This window comes from Bacillus sp. UNC438CL73TsuS30, from assembly GCF_000482325.1.
In the GTDB taxonomy this organism is placed as follows: Bacteria; Bacillota; Bacilli; order Bacillales; family Cytobacillaceae; genus Neobacillus.
Genome location: NZ_AXVA01000005.1, coordinates 338,219 through 358,668 on the forward strand (window position 1 = coordinate 338,219; position 20,450 = coordinate 358,668).

At 39.5% G+C, this 20,450-nt stretch carries 20 protein-coding genes; 18 read left to right on the forward strand and 2 right to left on the reverse strand.

Translation table 11 applies throughout. The features are described 5' to 3' along the window. Positions 1-267: 267 nt before the first annotated feature. Complete coding sequence (gene holA, locus M028_RS0101830; protein WP_026572392.1) at positions 268-1,284, forward strand: DNA polymerase III subunit delta; 1,017 nt, start codon at positions 268-270, stop codon at positions 1,282-1,284. Between the two features lie 50 nt (positions 1,285-1,334). On the opposite strand, the gene rpsT is transcribed toward holA, so the two are convergent. Then, complete coding sequence (gene rpsT, locus M028_RS0101835; RefSeq protein WP_026572393.1) at positions 1,335-1,595, reverse strand: 30S ribosomal protein S20; 261 nt, start codon at positions 1,593-1,595, stop codon at positions 1,335-1,337. A 190-nt stretch (positions 1,596-1,785) separates the two neighbouring features. Between rpsT and gpr the strand changes: the two genes are divergently transcribed. The 12 genes from gpr (at position 1,786) to deoC (ending at position 15,513) form a co-directional block, all read left to right on the forward strand. Next, entirely contained in the window at positions 1,786-2,913 is a 1,128-nt protein-coding gene (gene gpr, locus M028_RS0101840; RefSeq protein ID WP_026572394.1) for a GPR endopeptidase, read from the forward strand. 123 nt (positions 2,914-3,036) lie between these two features. Then, entirely contained in the window at positions 3,037-3,363 is a 327-nt protein-coding gene (locus tag M028_RS0101845; protein ID WP_026572395.1) for a DUF3679 domain-containing protein, read from the forward strand. A gap of 124 nt (positions 3,364-3,487) precedes the next feature. Continuing rightward, the gene (lepA, locus tag M028_RS0101850) at positions 3,488-5,323 is read left to right on the forward strand and encodes a translation elongation factor 4 (protein ID WP_026572396.1); all 1,836 of its coding nucleotides are present in this window, start codon (positions 3,488-3,490) and stop codon (positions 5,321-5,323) included. 76 nt (positions 5,324-5,399) lie between these two features. After that, positions 5,400-6,539: a radical SAM family heme chaperone HemW gene (gene hemW, locus M028_RS0101855; protein WP_026572397.1), complete on the forward strand. Its 1,140-nt coding sequence runs from the start codon at positions 5,400-5,402 to the stop codon at positions 6,537-6,539. A gap of 114 nt (positions 6,540-6,653) precedes the next feature. Continuing rightward, positions 6,654-7,685 carry a heat-inducible transcriptional repressor HrcA gene (gene hrcA, locus M028_RS0101860; protein ID WP_026572398.1) on the forward strand — a complete coding sequence of 344 codons (1,032 nt, stop codon included), beginning with the start codon at positions 6,654-6,656 and terminating at the stop codon, positions 7,683-7,685. A 108-nt stretch (positions 7,686-7,793) separates the two neighbouring features. Further along, positions 7,794-8,393 (forward strand): nucleotide exchange factor GrpE, encoded by a 600-nt coding sequence (gene grpE, locus M028_RS0101865; RefSeq protein ID WP_026572399.1) that lies wholly within the window; start codon positions 7,794-7,796, stop codon positions 8,391-8,393. Between the two features lie 30 nt (positions 8,394-8,423). Next, positions 8,424-10,256: a molecular chaperone DnaK gene (dnaK, locus tag M028_RS0101870; protein ID WP_026572400.1), complete on the forward strand. Its 1,833-nt coding sequence runs from the start codon at positions 8,424-8,426 to the stop codon at positions 10,254-10,256. Positions 10,257-10,415: 159 nt separating this feature from the next. Further along, complete coding sequence (gene dnaJ / locus M028_RS0101875; protein WP_026572401.1) at positions 10,416-11,543, forward strand: molecular chaperone DnaJ; 1,128 nt, start codon at positions 10,416-10,418, stop codon at positions 11,541-11,543. A gap of 17 nt (positions 11,544-11,560) precedes the next feature. Next, positions 11,561-12,502 carry a 50S ribosomal protein L11 methyltransferase gene (gene prmA, locus M028_RS0101880; protein ID WP_026572402.1) on the forward strand — a complete coding sequence of 314 codons (942 nt, stop codon included), beginning with the start codon at positions 11,561-11,563 and terminating at the stop codon, positions 12,500-12,502. Between the two features lie 106 nt (positions 12,503-12,608). Then, on the forward strand, positions 12,609-13,358 hold the full coding sequence (locus M028_RS0101885) for a 16S rRNA (uracil(1498)-N(3))-methyltransferase (protein ID WP_026572403.1): 750 nt from the start codon (positions 12,609-12,611) through the stop codon (positions 13,356-13,358). Between the two features lie 6 nt (positions 13,359-13,364). Next, complete coding sequence (mtaB, locus tag M028_RS0101890; protein WP_026572404.1) at positions 13,365-14,732, forward strand: tRNA (N(6)-L-threonylcarbamoyladenosine(37)-C(2))-methylthiotransferase MtaB; 1,368 nt, start codon at positions 13,365-13,367, stop codon at positions 14,730-14,732. Between the two features lie 106 nt (positions 14,733-14,838). After that, the gene (gene deoC, locus M028_RS0101895; RefSeq protein ID WP_026572405.1) at positions 14,839-15,513 is read left to right on the forward strand and encodes a deoxyribose-phosphate aldolase; all 675 of its coding nucleotides are present in this window, start codon (positions 14,839-14,841) and stop codon (positions 15,511-15,513) included. 699 nt (positions 15,514-16,212) lie between these two features. Here the strand turns inward: deoC and M028_RS0101900 are convergent. Beyond that, entirely contained in the window at positions 16,213-17,139 is a 927-nt protein-coding gene (locus M028_RS0101900; RefSeq protein ID WP_026572406.1) for a Na/Pi symporter, read from the reverse strand. Positions 17,140-17,370: 231 nt separating this feature from the next. On the opposite strand from M028_RS0101900, the gene rpsU reads away from it, so the two are divergent. The 5 genes from rpsU to M028_RS0101925 all read left to right on the forward strand — a co-directional run bounded on the left by rpsU (position 17,371) and on the right by M028_RS0101925 (position 20,388). Beyond that, positions 17,371-17,544 carry a 30S ribosomal protein S21 gene (gene rpsU / locus M028_RS0101905; protein WP_026572407.1) on the forward strand — a complete coding sequence of 58 codons (174 nt, stop codon included), beginning with the start codon at positions 17,371-17,373 and terminating at the stop codon, positions 17,542-17,544. A gap of 15 nt (positions 17,545-17,559) precedes the next feature. After that, positions 17,560-18,006, forward strand: a complete 447-nt coding sequence (locus M028_RS0101910) for a GatB/YqeY domain-containing protein (protein ID WP_026572408.1) — start codon at positions 17,560-17,562, stop codon at positions 18,004-18,006. 258 nt (positions 18,007-18,264) lie between these two features. Then, positions 18,265-18,900, forward strand: coding sequence for an NfeD family protein (locus tag M028_RS29225; RefSeq protein WP_155925397.1), 636 nt, complete (start codon positions 18,265-18,267; stop codon positions 18,898-18,900). Between the two features lie 18 nt (positions 18,901-18,918). After that, positions 18,919-19,905, forward strand: coding sequence for a flotillin-like protein FloA (floA, locus tag M028_RS0101920; protein ID WP_165976251.1), 987 nt, complete (start codon positions 18,919-18,921; stop codon positions 19,903-19,905). Positions 19,906-19,947: 42 nt separating this feature from the next. Further along, positions 19,948-20,388 (forward strand): hypothetical protein, encoded by a 441-nt coding sequence (locus M028_RS0101925; protein ID WP_026572410.1) that lies wholly within the window; start codon positions 19,948-19,950, stop codon positions 20,386-20,388. The last annotated feature ends 62 nt before the right edge of the window (positions 20,389-20,450 follow it).

Below are 20,450 nucleotides of genomic sequence, written 5' to 3' on the forward strand. Positions count from 1 at the left end.
CACAGTGCAATGCTTAAAAAATGGCAATTTGCTTTCCTAAACTGACAAGAGTTAACACAAATAGTTTGTTCCGTTCCGTCCAAAATAATAGTACAAAAGAAACTCCGCCGAGCGATGATGGTTCCTAGGGCTAATGTTGCAGGCGTTCAATATAGATCGGGAATTGGTACTATCCAAAAAGCTGCCAATTCCCTTTAACTACTTGTCAAATCGTCCAAGCTTCTTTACGATAAGAAAAGAGATTTTTTTTTCGGGGAGCGTAAAGTGATGGTATTGGATATTTGGAAGAAAATAAAAAAAGGGGATTTTGCTCCCGTTTATTTATTGTACGGGAAAGAGGCTTTTTTAATAAATGAAACAAAGCAGCTGTTACTCGACCGGCTTTTAAAAGAGGATGAGAAGGATTTTAATTACACCGCCTATGATTTAGAAGAAACACCAATCGAGGTTGCCTTAGAGGATGCCGAAACCTTTCCTTTTTTAGGTGATAAAAAAGTAATTTTTCTACATAACCCGCAATTTTTAACCTCTGAAAAAATAAAAGAAAAGATTGACCATAATTTATCCCGGTTTGAAACCTATCTGAAGGAGCCGGCGCCTTATACGGTGTTGGTCATTTCCGCACCGTATGAAAAACTGGATGAACGGAAAAAAATTACGAAGGAATTAAAACGAACGGCAGAGGTCGTCGAAGCAAAAAAACTGAATGAACACGAATTAAAATCATGGGTGAAAGAACGTGCAAGAGGGTATGGAATTGATATCGAACCGAGTGCTCTTGAGTTATTACTGACACTTGCAGGTACCAATATGTTTATGTTATCTAGCGAAATGGATAAACTGGCCTTATACGCCCAAGATGAAAAAATGATTCATGCTGATATGGTAGAAAAGCTGGTGTCGAGAACATTAGAACAAAATATTTTTACCTTGATCGAAAAAGTAGTGTCCCGGAAATTGGATGAAGCTCTGAGGATTTATTTTGATTTACTAAAACAAAATGAAGAGCCGATTAAAATTTTGGCTTTACTTTCCGGACAGTTTCGCTTGATTTATCAAGTGAAGGAGCTTTCGAGAAGAGGTTACGGGCAGCAGCAGATTGCCGGTTTTTTAAAGACTCACCCCTTCAGGGTTAAATTGGCTGCCGGCCAGACAGATAAATTTACGGATGAGGAATTGACAAACTTAATGAATTTGCTTGCCGAGGCAGATTATCAGATGAAGACCGGCGGGATGAATAAATCGCTGTTAATTGAAATGCTGCTGTTCCGCCTGAAAAAGTAAGTGAATATAAGAAAAAAACGATTCCAATCTGGAATCGTTTTTTTGGCTAATTATAGAGCATTCGCTTTTTTAGCAAGGCGAGATTTTTTACGAGCAGCAGCGTTCTTATGGATAAGACCTTTTGCAGCAGCCTTGTCTAATTTACTTGCAGCAGTAACGAAAGCTTCCTTTGCAGCAACAGCATCATTAGTAGTAACAGCAGCTTCTACTTTTTTAACAGCAGTACGCATTGCAGATTTTGCAGTTGTATTTTGAGCGTTACGTGCTTCGCTTGTTTTCACACGCTTAATAGCAGATTTAATGTTAGGCATTACATTCACCTCCTAAAGAGAATCGAGACTATATGAACTCGACTTTAACATTCATTCACAATTATTCAGAACAAGAGATATTTTATCAAACGAACGCTTATATTGCAATACTAGAATTATCGCTTGCATGTTTTTAAGTAAAAGGGGAAAAAATAGGAAATAGTATTTTTGGATGGGAGCGTTGTCTACTATGAAGGAGCAATCAATTGATCTTAGTAAATACTCTATTCGAACAGACCTGGCTATTGAGGCAAGGGAGATGGTACTTGCCGGACGAGGGGACTCAGTCCAGCAGGAGGAAAATCTATCCCAAATTGAAGGCGTCATAATAAAAGAAAAAGATGTGGATGATATAAAAGTTTCATTAGTAGAAGTTACCAAAGAAGGAGAAAAACAATTAGGTAAAAAAGCTGGGAGATATTTAACACTCGAAGTGCAGGGAATACGTGGGCAGGACACAGAGCTGCAGAAAAAAGTAGAAGCGATTTTCGCGCATGAATTTGCCCATTTTTTAGAAGGGACAGGCATTAAAAAAACGCACTCCTGTCTTGTGGTAGGGCTGGGGAATTGGAATGTTACTCCTGATGCACTTGGGCCGATGGTTTGTGAAAATCTGTTGGTAACCAGACATTTATTTCAACTTCAGCCTGAGAATGTGGAAGAAGGATATCGCTCTGTTAGTGCATTGTCACCAGGTGTTATGGGGTTAACTGGAATTGAGACAAGTGACATCATTTTTGGTGTGGTTGAAAAAACAAAACCTGATTTTGTCATTGCCATTGATGCCTTAGCCTCTCGATCGATTGAGCGTGTAAATTCGACGATTCAAATTTCTGATACAGGTATCCATCCCGGGTCAGGGGTTGGTAATAAAAGAAAGGAATTAAGTAAAGAAACTTTGGGAATTCCTGTCTTTGCAATTGGGGTGCCAACCGTCGTGGATGCGGTTTCGATTACGAGTGATACGATTGATTTTATCCTTAAACATTTCGGAAAAGAACTGAAGGAAGGAAATCGTCCGTCGAGATCGCTTGCACCTGCCGGAATGAGCTTTGGGGAAAAACGAAAGCTGACGGAAGAGGATTTACCGGAAGAAAAGCATCGAAAAACCTTTTTAGGGATTATTGGGACATTATCGGATGAAGAAAAGAGAAAATTAATTTATGAGGTTCTATCGCCGATTGGCCATAATTTGATGGTCACACCAAAGGAAGTGGATGTTTTTATTGAAGACATGGCGAATTTAATTGCCAATGGCTTGAATGCATCGCTTCACGGGGCAGTCAATCAGGAAAATGCCGGATATTATACGAGGTAGATTTACTTAGGGTTCCTTCTTCTACTAGGAGCCCTTTTGGTGTCTATTTTGAATGCAGGTTCTATTAACTCTAGTATCGACATAATCTTTACTAGAAAAGGTATAAAGAAAGGATGCCGTTGTATGAAATTATTTATGCTTAAGAGTTTAGGGATTGCAGCTTTGATGTTTATCTCTGTTTTAGCGGGAATGCAGCTGGCTAATGATGGGATTCATCGAATGAAGGGTTATAATGATCCTAATTTTCAAAAGGCTGTTACGATAGAGGATAATGGAAATGACTTGCATGCCTCGGTATTGGGAAATCAAATTACCAGCCATGATATCGAAACAAAAAAGAAAAAGCTAGAAGAGATGAATGCATTTAATCTATTCTCTTCAATGGGCAAAAAAATGTCCGACGGAATTTCGAGTGCTTCAGAAAAATTAGTGGAAAGCATTTCTAAGTAACGCGAATGCGGTACCAGACAAGGCGCTTCCGCTTTTCTATTTTCACTTTTCATTGAATCTTGATTATCCTACTGCTATAATCAAAAATAGTGTACTTGTGCGAGTATAGTAGGAGTGAACGACCATGAACAGAGAAGACAAACTCAAACGACAATCAAAGATTAGAAATTTTTCAATTATTGCCCATATTGACCATGGGAAATCAACGTTAGCAGACCGAATTTTAGAAAAAACGAATGCATTATCATCCCGCGAGATGAAAGATCAGCTTTTAGATTCAATGGACCTCGAGCGTGAGCGCGGAATTACGATAAAGTTAAATGCTGTACAATTAAAATACAAAGCAAAAGATGGAGAAGAATATATTTTCCATTTGATTGATACACCGGGACACGTCGACTTTACCTATGAGGTATCAAGAAGCCTTGCTGCCTGTGAAGGCGCGGTATTAGTCGTTGATGCTGCCCAGGGAATTGAAGCACAGACACTTGCAAACGTATACCTTGCTTTGGATAACAATCTTGAAATTTTACCTGTTATTAATAAAATTGACTTGCCGAGTGCTGAGCCTGAAAGAGTTCGTAATGAAATTGAAGAAGTTATTGGCTTAGATGCATCTGAGGCTGTTTTAGCTTCTGCAAAAGCAGGAATCGGAATCGAAGAAATCCTCGAACAAGTGGTAAAAACAGTACCAGCACCAACTGGAGACCCTGAAGCGCCATTAAAAGCCCTTATTTTTGACTCTCTTTACGATGCCTATCGCGGCGTTGTTGCCTATATTCGTGTGGTAGAAGGATCCGTCAAGGTTGGCGATAAAATTAAAATGATGGCTACTGGAAAAGAATTTGAAGTAAATGAAGTAGGTGTGTTTACTCCAAAGGCTATGATGCTCGACGAATTAACCGTTGGTGATGTCGGCTTTTTGACTGCATCGATTAAAAATGTTGGCGATACCCGTGTCGGGGATACCATCACAAATGCAAAAAATGGCGCTGTTGAGCCGCTGCCAGGTTATCGTAAACTAAATCCAATGGTGTATTGTGGACTTTATCCAATTGATACTGCCAGATTTAATGACCTTAGGGAAGCACTTGAAAAACTTCAATTAAATGACTCTGCCCTTCAATTCGAACCTGAAACCTCACAGGCACTGGGCTTTGGCTTCCGTTGCGGTTTTTTAGGACTTCTTCATATGGAAATCATTCAGGAACGGATTGAACGTGAATTTAAAATCGATTTGATCACAACTGCGCCGAGTGTTATCTATCATGTTTATATGACAGATGGAACACAATTGAATGTAGATAATCCGTCCAACATGCCGGAACCGCAAAAACTTGACCGCGTCGAGGAGCCGTATGTAAAAGCAACGATGATGGCTCCGAACGATTATGTTGGTGCGATTATGGAACTTTGCCAGTTAAAACGTGGAATTTTCGTTGATATGCAATACCAGGGAGAAAACCGGGTCAGTATCATTTATGAAATTCCATTGGCCGAAATTGTTTACGACTTCTTTGACCAGTTGAAATCAAGTACCCGGGGTTATGCATCTTTCGATTATGAACTGATTGGTTATAAACCATCCAGTCTGGTAAAAATGGACATATTATTAAATACGGAAAAAGTCGATGCATTAAGCTTCATCGTCCATAAAGATTTTGCCTATGAACGTGGGAAAGTCATTGTTGAAAAGCTGAAGGAGTTAATTCCAAGACAGCAATTTGAAGTGCCTATTCAAGCGGCAATTGGTCAAAAAATTGTTGCACGATCCACAATCAAAGCAATGCGTAAAAACGTATTAGCTAAATGTTATGGCGGAGATATTTCTCGTAAACGTAAGCTCTTGGAAAAGCAAAAAGAAGGTAAAAAACGGATGAAACAGGTTGGATCTGTTGAAGTACCGCAAGAAGCCTTTATGGCGGTACTAAAAATGGACGACAACAATACAAAAAAATAAATGAACAGGAGGTTAGGATCTGTCTGGTATCAGGCAAGTCTAACCTCTTTTTGTTACTAAAATTGAAGGTGAAAAAATGATTAGTGCAGCCTATTTTCATATCCCATTTTGTGAGCATATCTGTCATTATTGTGATTTTAATAAAGTGTTTTTAAAAGGTCAGCCGGTTGATGAATATTTGGATGCCCTTAATAAAGAAATGATACTGACCGTAGAACAATTCCCAACGAAAAAAATAGACACGATTTTTGTTGGGGGAGGGACACCGACTTCGTTAAACGAGCAACAGCTTTATCGATTTTGTGAAAATATAAATCAGAACCTGCCAATAGGTGAAAATTACGAGTTCACCTTTGAGGCGAATCCAGGGGACTTAACAAGGGAAAAATTACAAATATTAAAGGATGCAGGGGTTAATCGAATCAGTCTTGGTGTTCAAACCTTTAATAATGAGCTGTTAAAGAAAATCGGCAGAGTACATCAGGCAAAGGATGTTTTCCAATCAGTTGTAAATGCAAAAGAGGTTGGTTTTGAGAATATCAGCGTTGACCTAATCTTTAGCCTGCCGTCGCAGACTATTACGGATTTAAAAGAAACTTTAACAGAGGCTTTTTCTTTAGATATTACCCATTACTCAGCTTACTCCTTAATCATTGAACCAAAGACTGTTTTTTATAATCTTTTGAAAAAAGGCAAGCTGCCAACCCCAGGGGAAGATACGGAGGCTGCGATGTATGATTTAATGATGGAGGAAATGGACAAACATGGTTTTAAACAATATGAAATCAGCAATTTTTCAATTCCAGGCTATGAGAGCAGGCACAATCTTACCTATTGGAATAACGACTATTATTATGGATTTGGAGCAGGAGCACACAGTTATGTAACTGGGGTCAGACGATCCAACATAGGCCCTTTAAAAAAATATATCGATCAAATAAATCATGGAAATCTTCCAGTCCTTGAAGAACATCCTGTATCGTTTGTGGAACAAATGGAAGAGGAAATGTTTTTAGGTTTAAGAAAAACAGAAGGTGTTTCCATATCTAAATTTACATCCAAGTTTGGAAAAAATCCTCTTGAGTTGTTTCGGAAAGAAATAGAGGATTTAATAAACAAAAAGTGGCTGGAAATCAACGATGAATATATCTTTTTAACGAAAGAGGGACGATTTTTAGGAAATGAAGTTTTTCAATCGTTCTTGGGAGTTGTTTAGCCCTAAGGTGTTTCTTCTTTTCGATTGCAAATGATTGACACCTTCCCCCCTTTTTGATAATTTATTAGTAGAATTAGCACTCGATGGTTATGAGTGCTAACAGAGGTGATGCGTGTGTTAACAGATCGTCAATTGTTAATTCTTAAGGTGATTGTTGATGACTTTATTCGATCTGCACAACCTGTTGGCTCAAGAAGTTTATCGAAGAAGGAAGAAATTTCGTTTAGTTCGGCAACGATTCGGAATGAAATGGCTGACCTTGAGGATTTAGGCTTTCTAGAAAAAACTCACACTTCATCAGGCAGAGTTCCATCAGAATTAGGTTATCGTTATTATGTGGATCATTTGCTTTCACCACAAAAGCTAAATCAGCATGATGTTTCCATTATTCAATCGCTTTTTGCAGAGAGAATTTTTGAGTTTGAAAAGATCATTCAAAAATCTGCAAAAATACTATCTGAATTAACGAATTATACGTCGATTGTCCTAGGACCGGCGGCAAGTATTAATAAACTTAGGAAAATTCAAATTATCCCATTAAATAAAGAAACAGCAGTTGCTATCTTTGTTACGGATACAGGACATGTAGAAAATCGTACTTTTTATTTGCCTCCTTCTGTTGATGCGAGTGATTTAGAAAAAACCGTTAATATTCTAAATGAACGGCTGACGAATGTTCCTCTTGAGGAATTAACCGGTAAAATTTATAAAGAAGTTGCCCTGTTACTGAAACAGCATATTCATAATTACGATTTTATGATGAAGACGATCACTGAATCCTTGAAAATGCCTGTGAATGAAAAACTTTTCTTGGGCGGTAAAACCAATATGTTAAGTCAGCCTGAATTTCACGATCTATCCAAAATTCGCGGTTTGTTAACTATGATTGATCAGGAAGATTGGCTTTATAACCTAATCAGAAAAGAATCGGAAGGGCTAAATGTCAAAATCGGCCGTGAAAATGAAATTAGTGCAATGGAGAATTGCAGCCTGATTACGGCTACCTACTCTGTTGGGGCGGAAAAATTAGGGACGATCGCCATCCTCGGCCCGACCCGCATGGAATATTCACGTGTCATTAGTTTACTTCAGTTGCTTAGTAAGGATTTAAGTTCAGTCCTTACGAAACTGTATCAAAACAATTAGCACTGGTAATATTGAGTAAGGGTGAAATTTCCTAGTGTTTCGCCCCTCTTACCATGAATTGGGATATTTTAATAAATGATGTTAAATGCTTTAAGGGAGGTGAGTAAGTTGACGAACGAGAAACAAAATACGATGAATGAAGAAATGGCTAAACAGGCACAAGAAGCAAATCAAAAGGTAGAACTTACTGAGGAAAATACAGCAGAGACTGTGTTTGCTGAGGAAGGGACAACAGGTGAAACAACCGTTCAGGACCTTTTAAAAGAAATAGAGGGATTGAAAAACAAATTAGATGAAGCTGATAACCGTTATCTAAGGCTTCAAGCTGATTTTGATAATTTCCGCCGTCGTTCTAGATTGGATCAAGAAGCGAGCGAAAAATATAGAGCACAAAAGCTAATCACAGATTTATTGCCTGCATTGGATAATTTTGAAAGAGCCATGAAAGTGGAAGTGGACAATGAACAGGCAAAGTCACTGCTTCAAGGTATGGATATGATTTACCGTGGTATAGTGGACGCCTTGAAAAATGAAGGCGTGGAACCAATTGAAACAGTTGAAAAAGAGTTCAATCCACATTTGCATCAGGCTGTGATGCAGGAATCAAACGAAAACTATGGTTCAAATATTATCATTGAGGAGTTCCAAAAAGGTTATTTATTAAAAGACCGAGTGATTCGCGCATCAATGGTAAAGGTAAATCAATAAGCCTACATATTATTTTAGGAGGAAAAGGCAATGAGTAAAATTATTGGTATTGACCTTGGTACAACAAACTCATGTGTTGCTGTACTTGAAGGCGGCGAGCCAAAAGTTATTCCAAATCCAGAAGGAAACCGTACGACTCCATCTGTTGTAGCATTTAAAAATGGTGAACGCCAAGTAGGGGAAGTGGCAAAACGCCAAGCAATTACAAACCCTAATACGATTATTTCAATTAAACGCCATATGGGTACTACTCATAAAGAGGATGTGGAAGGAAAGAGCTATACTCCACAAGAAATTTCAGCCATCATCCTTCAATACTTAAAATCTTATGCAGAAGATTATCTTGGCGAGCCAGTAACAAAAGCGGTTATTACTGTTCCTGCATACTTTAATGATGCAGAGCGCCAAGCAACAAAGGATGCAGGGAAAATTGCCGGTCTAGAAGTTGAACGTATTATCAACGAACCAACTGCTGCCGCTTTAGCGTACGGTTTAGACAAAACGGATCAAGATCAAACGATTCTTGTTTATGATCTTGGCGGCGGTACCTTTGACGTTTCCATTCTTGAACTCGGAGACGGTGTATTTGAAGTTAAAGCAACGGCTGGTGACAATCGCCTCGGCGGTGATGATTTTGACCAAGTCATTATTGATTATCTTGTAGAACAATTCAAAAAAGAAAACGGAATTGATCTTTCTCAAGATAAAATGGCTCTTCAGCGCCTTAAAGATGCTGCTGAAAAAGCAAAGAAAGATTTATCAGGTGTTACTTCAACACAAATTTCCCTGCCATTTATTACGGCGGGTGCTGCTGGACCGCTTCATTTAGAAGTAACGATGTCTAGAGCGAAATTTGAAGAATTGTCAGCATCACTTGTAGAGCGTACAATGGGACCTACTCGTCAGGCACTAAGTGACGCGGGCCTTTCTCCATCTGAAATTGATAAGGTCATCCTAGTTGGGGGTTCAACAAGAATTCCAGCTGTTCAGGAAGCGATTAAGAAAGCTACTGGAAAAGAGCCGCACCGCGGTGTTAACCCTGATGAAGTCGTGGCAATGGGGGCTGCTATCCAAGGTGGCGTTATTACTGGGGATGTAAAAGACGTAGTATTACTAGACGTAACTCCTTTATCCCTTGGTATTGAAACTATGGGCGGGGTGTTTACCAAGTTAATCGACCGTAACACAACAATCCCAACATCTAAATCTCAAGTATTCTCTACTGCAGCTGACAATCAAACTGCTGTTGACATTCATGTTCTTCAAGGTGAGCGTCCAATGGCAGCGAATAATAAAACATTGGGAAGATTCCAGTTATCTGATATTCCACCAGCACCACGTGGAATTCCGCAAATCGAAGTAACATTCGATATCGATAAAAACGGTATTGTAAATGTCCGTGCTAAAGATCTTGGTACTAATAAGGAACAGCAAATTACGATTAAATCTTCTACTGGCCTTTCTGATGAAGAAATTCAAAAAATGGTGAGAGAAGCAGAAGAAAACGCTGAAGCGGATAAGACACGAAAAGAAGAAGTAGAGCTACGCAATGAAGCAGACCAGCTTGTCTTTACAGCGGAAAAAACGTTAAAAGACCTTGAAGGCAAAGTCGATGCTGCTGAAGTGGCAAAAGCAAATGATGCCAAGGATGCATTGAAACAAGCCATTGAAAAAAATGATTTGGATGAAATCCGCAGCAAAAAAGATGCATTACAAGAAATTGTTCAGGCTTTATCTGTTAAGCTTTACGAAGAAGCTGCGAAGCAAGCACAGGCACAGCAAGGAGCAGAAGGCTCAAGCGCTGGCGGTAAAGATGACAATGTAGTAGATGCAGAATTTGAAGAAGTAAAAGACGATAAGTAATAAATGAAAGAGAACATATGGAAAAGGTCAAAGTCAGTCGAGCGGCTTTGGCTTTTTCTTTGATTATTTATTATATGGACATTAAGCTTTTTATTCTTGCAATATAAATCTTTAGAGTGTTAAAATAACCTTTATGTAAATGTTTCGGGAGTGGAAATCATGAGTAAACGGGATTACTATGAGGTGCTGGGAGTTAGTAAGAGTGCTTCAAAGGATGAAATAAAAAAAGCATACCGTAAGCTCTCCAAAAAATATCATCCAGATATTAATAAAGAGCCGGATGCAGCGGATAAATTTAAGGAAATAGCTGAAGCTTATGAAGTATTAAGTGATGATCAAAAAAAGGCGCACTATGATCAATTCGGCCATACTGATCCAAATCAAGGATTTGGCGGCGGAGCTGATTTCGGAGGCGGCTTTGGCGGATTTGAGGATATCTTTAATACGTTCTTTGGCGGCGGCGGTTCTAGAAGAAGAGATCCAAATGCTCCAAGGCAGGGTGCTGACCTTCAGTACACGATGACGGTAACTTTTGAGGAAGCAGCGTTTGGTAAAGAAACCGATATTGAAATTCCCCGCGAGGAAACATGTGGAACCTGCAGCGGTTCCGGTGCTAAGCCGGGAACAAAGCCGGAGACTTGTAACCATTGTCATGGAACAGGTCAATTAAATGTTGAACAGAATACTCCGTTCGGCCGAATTGTTAATCGTCGGACATGTCATTATTGTAATGGAACGGGGAAAGAGATTAAAAATAAATGTTCAACCTGCGGCGGAACAGGAAAAGTGAAAAAACGGAAAAAAATCCATGTGAAAATCCCTGCTGGTATTGATGATGGCCAACAATTAAGGATGGCTGGTCAAGGAGAAGCGGGTATTAATGGAGGTCCAGCGGGAGATCTTTATGTAGTTTTCCATGTGCGTGACCATGAGTTTTTTGAAAGAGATGGCGATGACATTTATTGTGAAATGCCAATTACCTTTGTTCAAGCGACATTGGGGGATGAAATTGAAGTCCCTACTCTGCATGGAAAGGTTAAGCTAAAAGTGCCTGCAGGAACTCAAACAGGAACCCAGTTCCGCTTAAAAGGAAAAGGTGTTCCAAATGTTCGCGGCTATGGTGTTGGTGATCAACATATCATTGTCAAAATCATTACGCCGACCAAGTTGAATGATAAACAAAAGCAGCTTCTTCGCGAGTTTGCTGATATTAGTGGAAATGCACCAATTGGTGAACATGAAGAAAGTTTTTTCTCTAAAGTAAAACGTGCCTTTAAAGGTGAGTAAGGATTGGAGTTGGTAGTATGAAATGGTCCGAAATTAGTATCCATACAACAAATGAGGCAGTCGAACCGATTTCTCATATATTGCATGAGGCCGGAGCGAGCGGTGTAGTCATTGAAGATCCATTTGAGCTGACAAAGGAGAGGGAAGACCAATTCGGGGAAATCTACCAACTTAATCCCGACGATTATCCGGAGGAAGGGGTAATTGTCAAAGCGTATTTACCTGTAAATAGTTTTTTAGGGGAAACGGTGGATGCCATTAAGGAATCAATCAATAATTTGATTATTTATAATATTGATATTGGCTTAAATAAGGTGACCATCAGTGAAGTGAATGAAGAAGAATGGGCTACCGCCTGGAAGAAGTATTATAATCCAGTAAAAATTTCTGAGAAATTCACGATCGTTCCAACATGGGAAATTTACACTCCAGTGAGCAGTGATGAACTAATCATTGAATTGGACCCTGGGATGGCATTTGGAACTGGAACACACCCGACAACCGTTATGTGTATACAGGCTCTAGAAAGAACCGTTAAGCAAGGTGACAGAGTAATTGATGTTGGTACAGGTTCCGGCGTATTAAGTATCGCAGCAGCCATGCTTGGTGCTCATGACGTCAGGGCTTATGATCTTGATGAAGTCGCAGTTACCCAAGCTAAATTGAATATCAAGCTGAATAAGGTGAGTGAGCCTGTCTCTATTTCGCAAAATAATTTGCTTGATGGTGTGGAAGAGACTTCTGCGGATGTCGTTGTGGCTAATATTTTAGCTGAAGTGATACTAAGGTTTACCGATGATGTGGCAAAGGTCTTAAAACCAGGTGGGTGCTTTATCGCATCCGGCATTATTCAGCAAAAGAAAGACCAGGTCAAAGAGGCTCTTGTTGAGTCTGGCTTTGAAATAACAGAAACGATTTTAATGGAAGATTGGGTTGCGCTAATTGCTAGAAGGGTATAATGGATAAAAAAGGAGCTTAGACTCCTTTTTTTAATTTCATGGCTTTAAAAATCAATATTTTTTTAGTAAAATAAAGAGTAAAATGTTTTTAAAGAGGGTGCATCGTGTGCAACGCTACTTTGTTAAAGACCGAGCAAACGGAAATCGTTTTATGATTGATTCCGAAGATCGACATCATATTTTAAAGGTCATGCGCATGCATATTGGTGATCAACTCATATGTGTGGACCCGCAGGGGAAAACGGCTGTATGTGAAATTGCAGAAATTACCGATGAACAAGTCGTTGCAGACGTTGTACAATGGAAAGAAGAAAATTCTGAGCTTCCGATTTCTATTACAATCGCCAGCGGTCTGCCAAAAGGAGACAAGCTGGAGTGGATTATTCAAAAGGGGACTGAACTTGGTGCCCATAAATTTATGCCCTTTTCAGCGGCAAGGTCCGTTGTAAAATGGGATGAAAAAAAAGCAGCGAAAAAAATAGAGAGATGGCAAAAGATTGCCAAAGAAGCTGCGGAACAATCCCATCGTGCTATTTTACCAGAAGTATCCAACTTGGTGAGCTTTAAAAATTTGCTTGCGGAAAGCAAAAACTTTGACTATAAATTAGTTGCATATGAAGAAGAAAGCCGAAGTGGAGAAACTTCGATTTTTTCTTCCACTCTTCAAAAAATGGAAAATGGTCAATCACTTTTATTTGTTTTTGGACCAGAAGGTGGATTAACGGAGGAAGAGGTTCGGCTTTTAAAAGAAAATGGTTTTTCTATTTGCGGATTGGGTCCGCGAATTTTACGAACGGAAACGGCGCCGTTATATTCACTTGCGGCGATTTCCTATCATTTTGAATTAATGAGGTGAGTTCTAATGGCAACAGTCGCGTTTCATACACTTGGATGTAAGGTAAATCATTATGAAACTGAGGCCATTTGGCAGTTATTTAAACAAGAAGGTTACGAACGGGTCGATTTCGAAGCGATTTCCGATGTATATGTGATTAACACTTGTACGGTAACAAACACGGGTGACAAAAAAAGCCGACAAGTGATTAGAAGAGCTGTAAGGAAAAATCCAGATGCTGTTATATGTGTCACCGGTTGTTATGCACAAACATCCCCGGCAGAAATTATGGCCATTCCCGGGGTGGATATTGTCGTGGGAACACAGGACCGGATTAAAATGCTTGGTTATATTGAGCAGTATAAAAAAGAGCGTCAGCCAATTAATGGCGTAGGGAACATTATGAAAAGCCGTGTTTATGAGGAACTGGATGTACCTTCATTCACAGATCGAACACGTGCTTCCTTAAAAATCCAAGAAGGCTGCAATAATTTTTGTACCTTCTGTATTATTCCATGGGCACGCGGCTTAATGAGATCACGTGATCCAAAAGAAGTCATTCATCAGGCACAGCAGCTTGTGGATGCCGGCTATAAAGAAATCGTGTTGACAGGTATTCATACCGGCGGTTACGGAGAGGACATGAAGGATTATAACCTTGCAGCGCTCCTTCGTGATTTAGAAGCGCAGGTGAAAGGATTAAAACGCCTTCGTATTTCATCGATTGAGGCAAGTCAAATCACTGACGAAGTCATTGAAGTCATTAAATATTCAAATATTATTGTCCGCCATTTGCATATTCCGATTCAGTCCGGATCGAATACGGTCTTAAAGCGGATGCGCCGGAAATATACGATGGAATTTTTCGCTGAAAGATTGGATCGTTTAAAGGAAGTACTTCCAGGTCTAGCTGTTACATCTGATGTAATTGTTGGTTTCCCGGGTGAAACAGAAGAAGAGTTTATGGAGACTTATCATTTTATTAAGGAGCATAAATTCTCTGAACTCCATGTCTTCCCGTATTCTAAAAGGACTGGTACTCCTGCTGCACGAATGGAAGATCAAATCGATGAGGAAGTTAAAAATGAGCGGGTTCACCGTCTCATTACTCTTTCTGATCAATTGGCGAAGGAATATGCTTCACAATTTGAAGACGATGTTCTTGAAGTCATACCGGAAGAAGAATATAAAGAGGAACCAAATTCCGGTTTATATGTTGGATATACAGATAATTATTTAAAAGTTGTACTTCAGGCAACAGAAGAAATGGTTGGGAAAATTGTAAAAGTGAAAATTACGAAAGCTGCATACCCTTATAATCAAGGGCAATTCGTTCGGATCGTTGAGGATACTCCAGTAAAAGAATTGTTTATAGAAGAAGAAGCTGCCATGTAAGGACCCTATATTCGGGTCCTTTTTTCTTTGAAAGGGGTATCCTATATTCAGCAGCAGATTTCATTTTACTTCGCCATATCCATTGAATCGTGAAGGGAGCAAACAAATGACAACTGTCAAGATCGCTGCAATGATTGATCATACTTTGTTAAAACCGGATGCAACGAGGCAACAAATTGAAACTCTTTGCCAAGAGGCAAAAGAGTATAAATTTTTTTCCGTTTGCGTGAATCCAGCATGGGTAAAAACTTGTAGTGATTTATTAAATGGAAGTGATGTTAAGGTTTGTACGGTGATTGGCTTTCCATTAGGAGCCACAACATCCGAAACAAAGGCATTTGAAACAAAAAATGCGATTGACCACGGTGCTGATGAAGTTGATATGGTTATTAATATTGGGGCATTAAAGGACCATAACGACCAATTAGTGGAAAGTGATATTCGGGCTGTTGTGGATGCTGCAGAAGCAAGGGCGTTAACTAAGGTAATCATTGAAACAAGTCTTTTAACTCAGGAAGAGAAGATTCGTGCCTGCCAGCTTGCCGTTCAAGCTGGTGCTGACTTTGTAAAAACCTCTACAGGTTTTTCTTCCGGTGGAGCTACAATAGAGGATATTGCGTTGATGAGGCAGGCTGTGGGTCCGGAACTGGGTGTAAAAGCATCCGGCGGGGTTAGAAGCACTGAAGATGCACTGAAAATGATTGAGGCGGGTGCAACAAGAATTGGAGCAAGCTCAGGTGTTGCCATTCTTAAAGGGCTAACCGAAACAAGCTCCTATTAAAAAAGACGGCCGCGGCCGTCTTTTAAAGGTTTCCTTTTTGAGGTGCTTTTCTTAAAATACCTGCCGAAATGACAGTCGTATTGGCATCGTTATTGGTAAATTAAAAAGTTAAACTCGCCATAATGGCGAGTTTCTTCATTAGGAATACAAAAACCCCTTCCCGTAATGCATCACTTTGAGGTTCTCTTAGATTTTTGGGTAAAACCCACTCCTTTTTAAATAAGAGGTCTCGTCCTTAATCTAGTAACCAGCAAAAGTAACATAAGCGAAGATTTTTCGGTTAAATGAAGAATGGAGTTCATTTCGGGGTAAATAAGGGAAGATTTTCCGAGTATGCAAAGCAAAATCCCCCATTTTCACGTTTTTCGAGTCAATAGGCGAAAAATCTTCGTTTATTTAAAGCTTTTTGTATGAAAATTTCTAATTAAGCGAAATTGGTTCGTCTATTTATCTGATCGGGTGTTAACCTAATCCCCCAATCTATAAACGGTGCTGCAAATGACAGAAGTTTTGACTTTATTTTTTAATTGTACAATATTTATTATCCATCATAATAAAGATGTCAATTGCTATATCAAAGTTAATGAAATTTCGTATTAACCTTGATAAATAAAGAAAAAGACGTATGCCAATTCATACGTCAATTCTTATGCCTTTTAATAAAAATGCATCCGAAAACGGAACCCTATAGCCGTCTTTTTAAGCTTTTTTTCCATGTAAATATAAAATCATTTCTCCAAATTTTGTCGCAAACGGCAAAACAATAATGGAAGTAGCCACATTAAAGATCACGCTAATATGTGCAAGTTGTACATCTTTATGGCTGGCCAGCAGGTCTGCATGTTCGGATAGATAAGGGATGAGCGGGATAAACAGTGCAACCCCAAAGACATTCAGCCATACATGGGCATATGCCGCAAGCCTGGACTCTTTACCACCCCCAATGGAAGCAATTATAGCTGTAATACAAGTCCCAATATTGGCACCAAGCATGATGGCAATTCCGGCGTCGAGCTGAAGGAGCCCGGCTGTTAAAAATCCCATTGCAATCCCCGTCATGGCGGTGCTGGATTGAATTATAGCTGTAATGAATGTTCCGGTAAGCAAACTAAGAAAAACATGATCATTAATTGAAAGAATAAATTTATTTATATAGCTCAGCGATGTTAAAGGATGTGCTAATAATTCAAATCCTTTCATTGCCGTGAACACAGAAGCAATTCCGAATAAAAGCATCCCGATGCTTCTCGCCTTTCGATTTTTAAGGATGATTAGAAAGGCGCCTAAAATTGCTAATGGTGCTAAAATAGCATCTATATCAAAAGTAATTAACTCAGTCTTAAAGGTTGTTCCAATATTTGTTCCTAAGATAATCCCAATCGATTGCGGGAAGGTCATAATCCTTGCCGAAATCAATCCAATTGTGATGACCATGACGGCAGAACTGCTTTGGAGCAGGGCCGTGATAAATGTCCCGGTTACCATTCCTTTTAAAGGGGTCCTCGTTAATTTAATCAGCCATGTCCTCAATTTTTCTGCAGATAAATTGAATAATCCAAACCTTATAACGGTCATTCCAAATACAAATAATAAAATACAAAGAACAAATAATATGATGTATAGCATGTCTTTAGGCCCCCTTGCTTCATTCTATGGCCAAGATTGTTAGGACATGCCACTTTTAGAGAAAAATTAAACCATATTTTCATTAATTATTCTTGTCCATTATGAATAAAAAATTAAAAAGCTTGGATAAGCACCTGTAATTAATATTGACCTTGTTTCAAGGTTATATTATAATTGCAAGGTACATGGATTGAATGTAAGTGTGTTGTGTTTCGGAGGGAGGGAAAGAGAATGTCTAAAACCGTCGTTCGTAAAAACGAATCGCTTGAAGATGCTCTTCGTCGCTTCAAACGTACTGTATCAAAAACAGGTACTTTGCAAGAGGCAAGAAAGCGCGAATTCTACGAAAAACCAAGTGTAAGACGTAAGAAGAAGTCTGAAGCAGCAAGAAAACGTAAGTTCTAAGAGAGGGTGTAATTTATGAGTCTTCTCGAGCGTTTAAATAACGAAATGAAACAAGCAATGAAAAACAAGGAAAAAGACAAACTCAGTGTGATTCGGATGGTTAAAGCTTCACTGCAAAATGAAGCGATTAAGCTCGGTTCAAGTGAGCTGTCTGAAGAACAAGAGTTAACAGTACTTTCTCGCGAAGTAAAACAACGCAAAGACTCCCTCCATGAATTTGATAAAGCAGGTCGCGAAGACCTTGTTGATAAATTGCGCACGGAACTATCGATCGTCGAGTTGTATATGCCAAAACAGCTTACTGACGAAGAGGTATCGGATATTGTAAAAGAGACAATCGCTGAAACCGGTGCAACATCAAAAGCGGATATGGGAAAAGTGATGGCTGCGATTATGCCGAAGGTAAAAGGTAAAGCAGATGGGTCACTTGTAAATAAACTTGTACAACAACACCTTTCATAATTATTCTGACATCAAAGCCGCAGGCATTTAATGCCTGCGGTTTTTATTTTATGTTTAAATATATTCAGTTGAGTAACTTTAGAAACGCGTTTTGCTTGTTTAAGGGAAAAGAAACGAGGTTGCATTGCCCGATGGAAAGGATTTTTCACCTATAAGGGAAAAGAAACCTTATTTTAATACGAGAAAAACATTTAGAAGGTGAAACTTTAACCAATGTCGAACGTAAATATAGCAATAGATAGAGAAGGGGGGATTTCATTGGCTGCTTTTCTTACGGATCCAATTGTCATAACCGTTCTATTAACCATCGCTGGTGTTGGTATTGTCATGGAACTTTTTTCTCCCAAATTTGGGATACCTGGGTTTATTGGTGTGTTTGCACTCCTATTATTTTTTTACGGACATTATCTCGCCGGACTTGCTGGTGTTGGGTCATTTGTCCTTTTTGTTGCCGGAATTATCCTCATATTTTTAGAATTATTTCTGCCGGGGGCAATCTCCGGGACTCTTGGTTTGGCAGCGCTTATCTTCAGTCTTTTCTTAGCTGGCGGAGACACCCTGCAAATGGGCATCTCCATTTTAATCGCTTTATTCTTTTCGATTTTGATGTTTTTTATTATGATCAAAATTTTTGGTAAAAAACTTGTTCTCTTTAATAAAATGATTCTCTTTGATTCAGCAAGAAAAGAGGATGGGTATGTCTCTAATATCAATCGAACAGACCTTTTGGGCATGGAAGGGACAGCTCTCACCATTTTACGCCCGGCTGGTACTGCCATTTTTAACACTGAACGGGTGGATGTGGTCAGCGAAGGAGGCTTTATTGATCAACATGCAAAAATAAAGGTCATTAAGGTTGAGGGAGCACGTATAGTTGTGAGAGAAATTAAATAATTAGGAGGTTGTTTCATTATGCCAAGCGGAACGATTTTTGTCATTGCAATTATTATTGTCGCACTCATTTTCTTAGGGATTTTATTATCCTTTGTTCCTGTGATGCTTTGGATTTCAGCACTTGCTGCCGGTGTACGTGTAAGCATCTTTACACTGGTTGGAATGAGACTTAGAAGGGTAACGCCAAGCAAGGTAATTAATCCGTTAATAAAGGCTCACAAAGCGGGGTTAAACGTAACGACCAATCAGCTTGAAAGCCATTATCTGGCCGGAGGAAACGTTGACAGGGTTGTAAACGCCCTTATTGCCGCACACAGGGCTAATATTGAATTATCGTTTGAACGCTGCGCAGCCATCGATCTTGCGGGCCGTGATGTGTTAGAGGCTGTGCAAATGAGTGTCAATCCTAAAGTGATTGAGACCCCCTTTATCGCGGGTGTCGCAATGAATGGGATTGAAGTTAAAGCCAAAGCAAGAATTACCGTTCGGGCCAATATAGAGCGTCTTGTCGGGGGGGCAGGTGAGGCAACGGTCGTGGCACGTGTAGGGGAAGGGGTTGTATCAACCATTGGTTCCTCTGAAAGCCATAGTAAAGTGTTAGAAAACCCTGATTCCATTTCGCAAACCGTTTTATCTAAAGGACTAGATGCTGGAACAGCTTTCGAAATTCTTTCCATTGATATTGCGGATGTTGATATTGGTAAAAATATTGGTGCGGAACTTCAGATGGAGCAAGCGGAAGCGGATAAGAAAATTGCCCAGGCAAAAGCGGAAGAACGACGGGCTATGGCTGTTGCCCAAGAACAAGAAATGAAGGCAAAAGTCCAGGAAATGAGGGCCAAGGTGGTCGAGGCTGAGGCGGAAGTACCGCTTGCTATGGCCGAAGCGCTTAAGTCTGGAAATATTGGGGTTATGGACTATATGAATATTAAAAATATCTCAGCGGATACGGATATGAGAGGATCGATAGGCAAGATAACGGGTGATAAAAAAGACGATCGCTAAAACGGCCGCCATCCATACGGAATAATTTAAGGAGGACCGGTCATGGAAACCATTATTTTTTTGATTATTATCGGTGTTCTGTCATCCGTTTTTGGAAAGGCAAAAGCAAGTAGGACACCATCAAAAAATAAATCTTTCACGTTTAATCAATTTGATGAATTTCGTGAACTTTTTTCGGAAAAAGTTACGCCAAAACAAGAAAAATCTATTAACAGAATAGAAGAACCTACAGTCACTCCGCGGAATATCGAAATCAACTATAACCAAATTAAGCAAGAAGCTGAATCGATCGCCACTGGGGTCAGCAGGGTGCATGAGAGGCAAAGAGCTGAAGATTTGAAGCCCCAGGCATTGGATAAAGAAGATCATAATGAATTAATTTCAGATAGTCCTGATGCGCAAACCTTAATTAATGGAATCATCTGGTCGGAGATCTTGAGTGCTCCTAGAGCAAAAAGACCGTTTTATTCAAGAAGACGCTAAAATAATAAACCTGGTTTTGAAAAGGAAAAAGATGTGCTAGAACCTCCTTACATTTCATAAAT

Coding starts and splice junctions, on each gene's coding strand:
- M028_RS0101910 (WP_026572408.1), top strand. CDS start 17,560: ATGAGTCTTCTCGAGCGTTTAAATAACGAAATGAAACAAGCAATGAAA.
- rpsT (WP_026572393.1), bottom strand. CDS start 1,595: ATGCCTAACATTAAATCTGCTATTAAGCGTGTGAAAACAAGCGAAGCA.
- floA (WP_165976251.1), top strand. CDS start 18,919: ATGCCAAGCGGAACGATTTTTGTCATTGCAATTATTATTGTCGCACTC.
- lepA (WP_026572396.1), top strand. CDS start 3,488: ATGAACAGAGAAGACAAACTCAAACGACAATCAAAGATTAGAAATTTT.
- mtaB (WP_026572404.1), top strand. CDS start 13,365: ATGGCAACAGTCGCGTTTCATACACTTGGATGTAAGGTAAATCATTAT.
- rpsU (WP_026572407.1), top strand. CDS start 17,371: ATGTCTAAAACCGTCGTTCGTAAAAACGAATCGCTTGAAGATGCTCTT.
- M028_RS0101900 (WP_026572406.1), bottom strand. CDS start 17,139: ATGCTATACATCATATTATTTGTTCTTTGTATTTTATTATTTGTATTT.
- gpr (WP_026572394.1), top strand. CDS start 1,786: ATGAAGGAGCAATCAATTGATCTTAGTAAATACTCTATTCGAACAGAC.
- M028_RS0101845 (WP_026572395.1), top strand. CDS start 3,037: ATGAAATTATTTATGCTTAAGAGTTTAGGGATTGCAGCTTTGATGTTT.
- holA (WP_026572392.1), top strand. CDS start 268: ATGGTATTGGATATTTGGAAGAAAATAAAAAAAGGGGATTTTGCTCCC.
- deoC (WP_026572405.1), top strand. CDS start 14,839: ATGACAACTGTCAAGATCGCTGCAATGATTGATCATACTTTGTTAAAA.
- M028_RS0101925 (WP_026572410.1), top strand. CDS start 19,948: ATGGAAACCATTATTTTTTTGATTATTATCGGTGTTCTGTCATCCGTT.
- prmA (WP_026572402.1), top strand. CDS start 11,561: ATGAAATGGTCCGAAATTAGTATCCATACAACAAATGAGGCAGTCGAA.
- hemW (WP_026572397.1), top strand. CDS start 5,400: ATGATTAGTGCAGCCTATTTTCATATCCCATTTTGTGAGCATATCTGT.
- dnaJ (WP_026572401.1), top strand. CDS start 10,416: ATGAGTAAACGGGATTACTATGAGGTGCTGGGAGTTAGTAAGAGTGCT.
- dnaK (WP_026572400.1), top strand. CDS start 8,424: ATGAGTAAAATTATTGGTATTGACCTTGGTACAACAAACTCATGTGTT.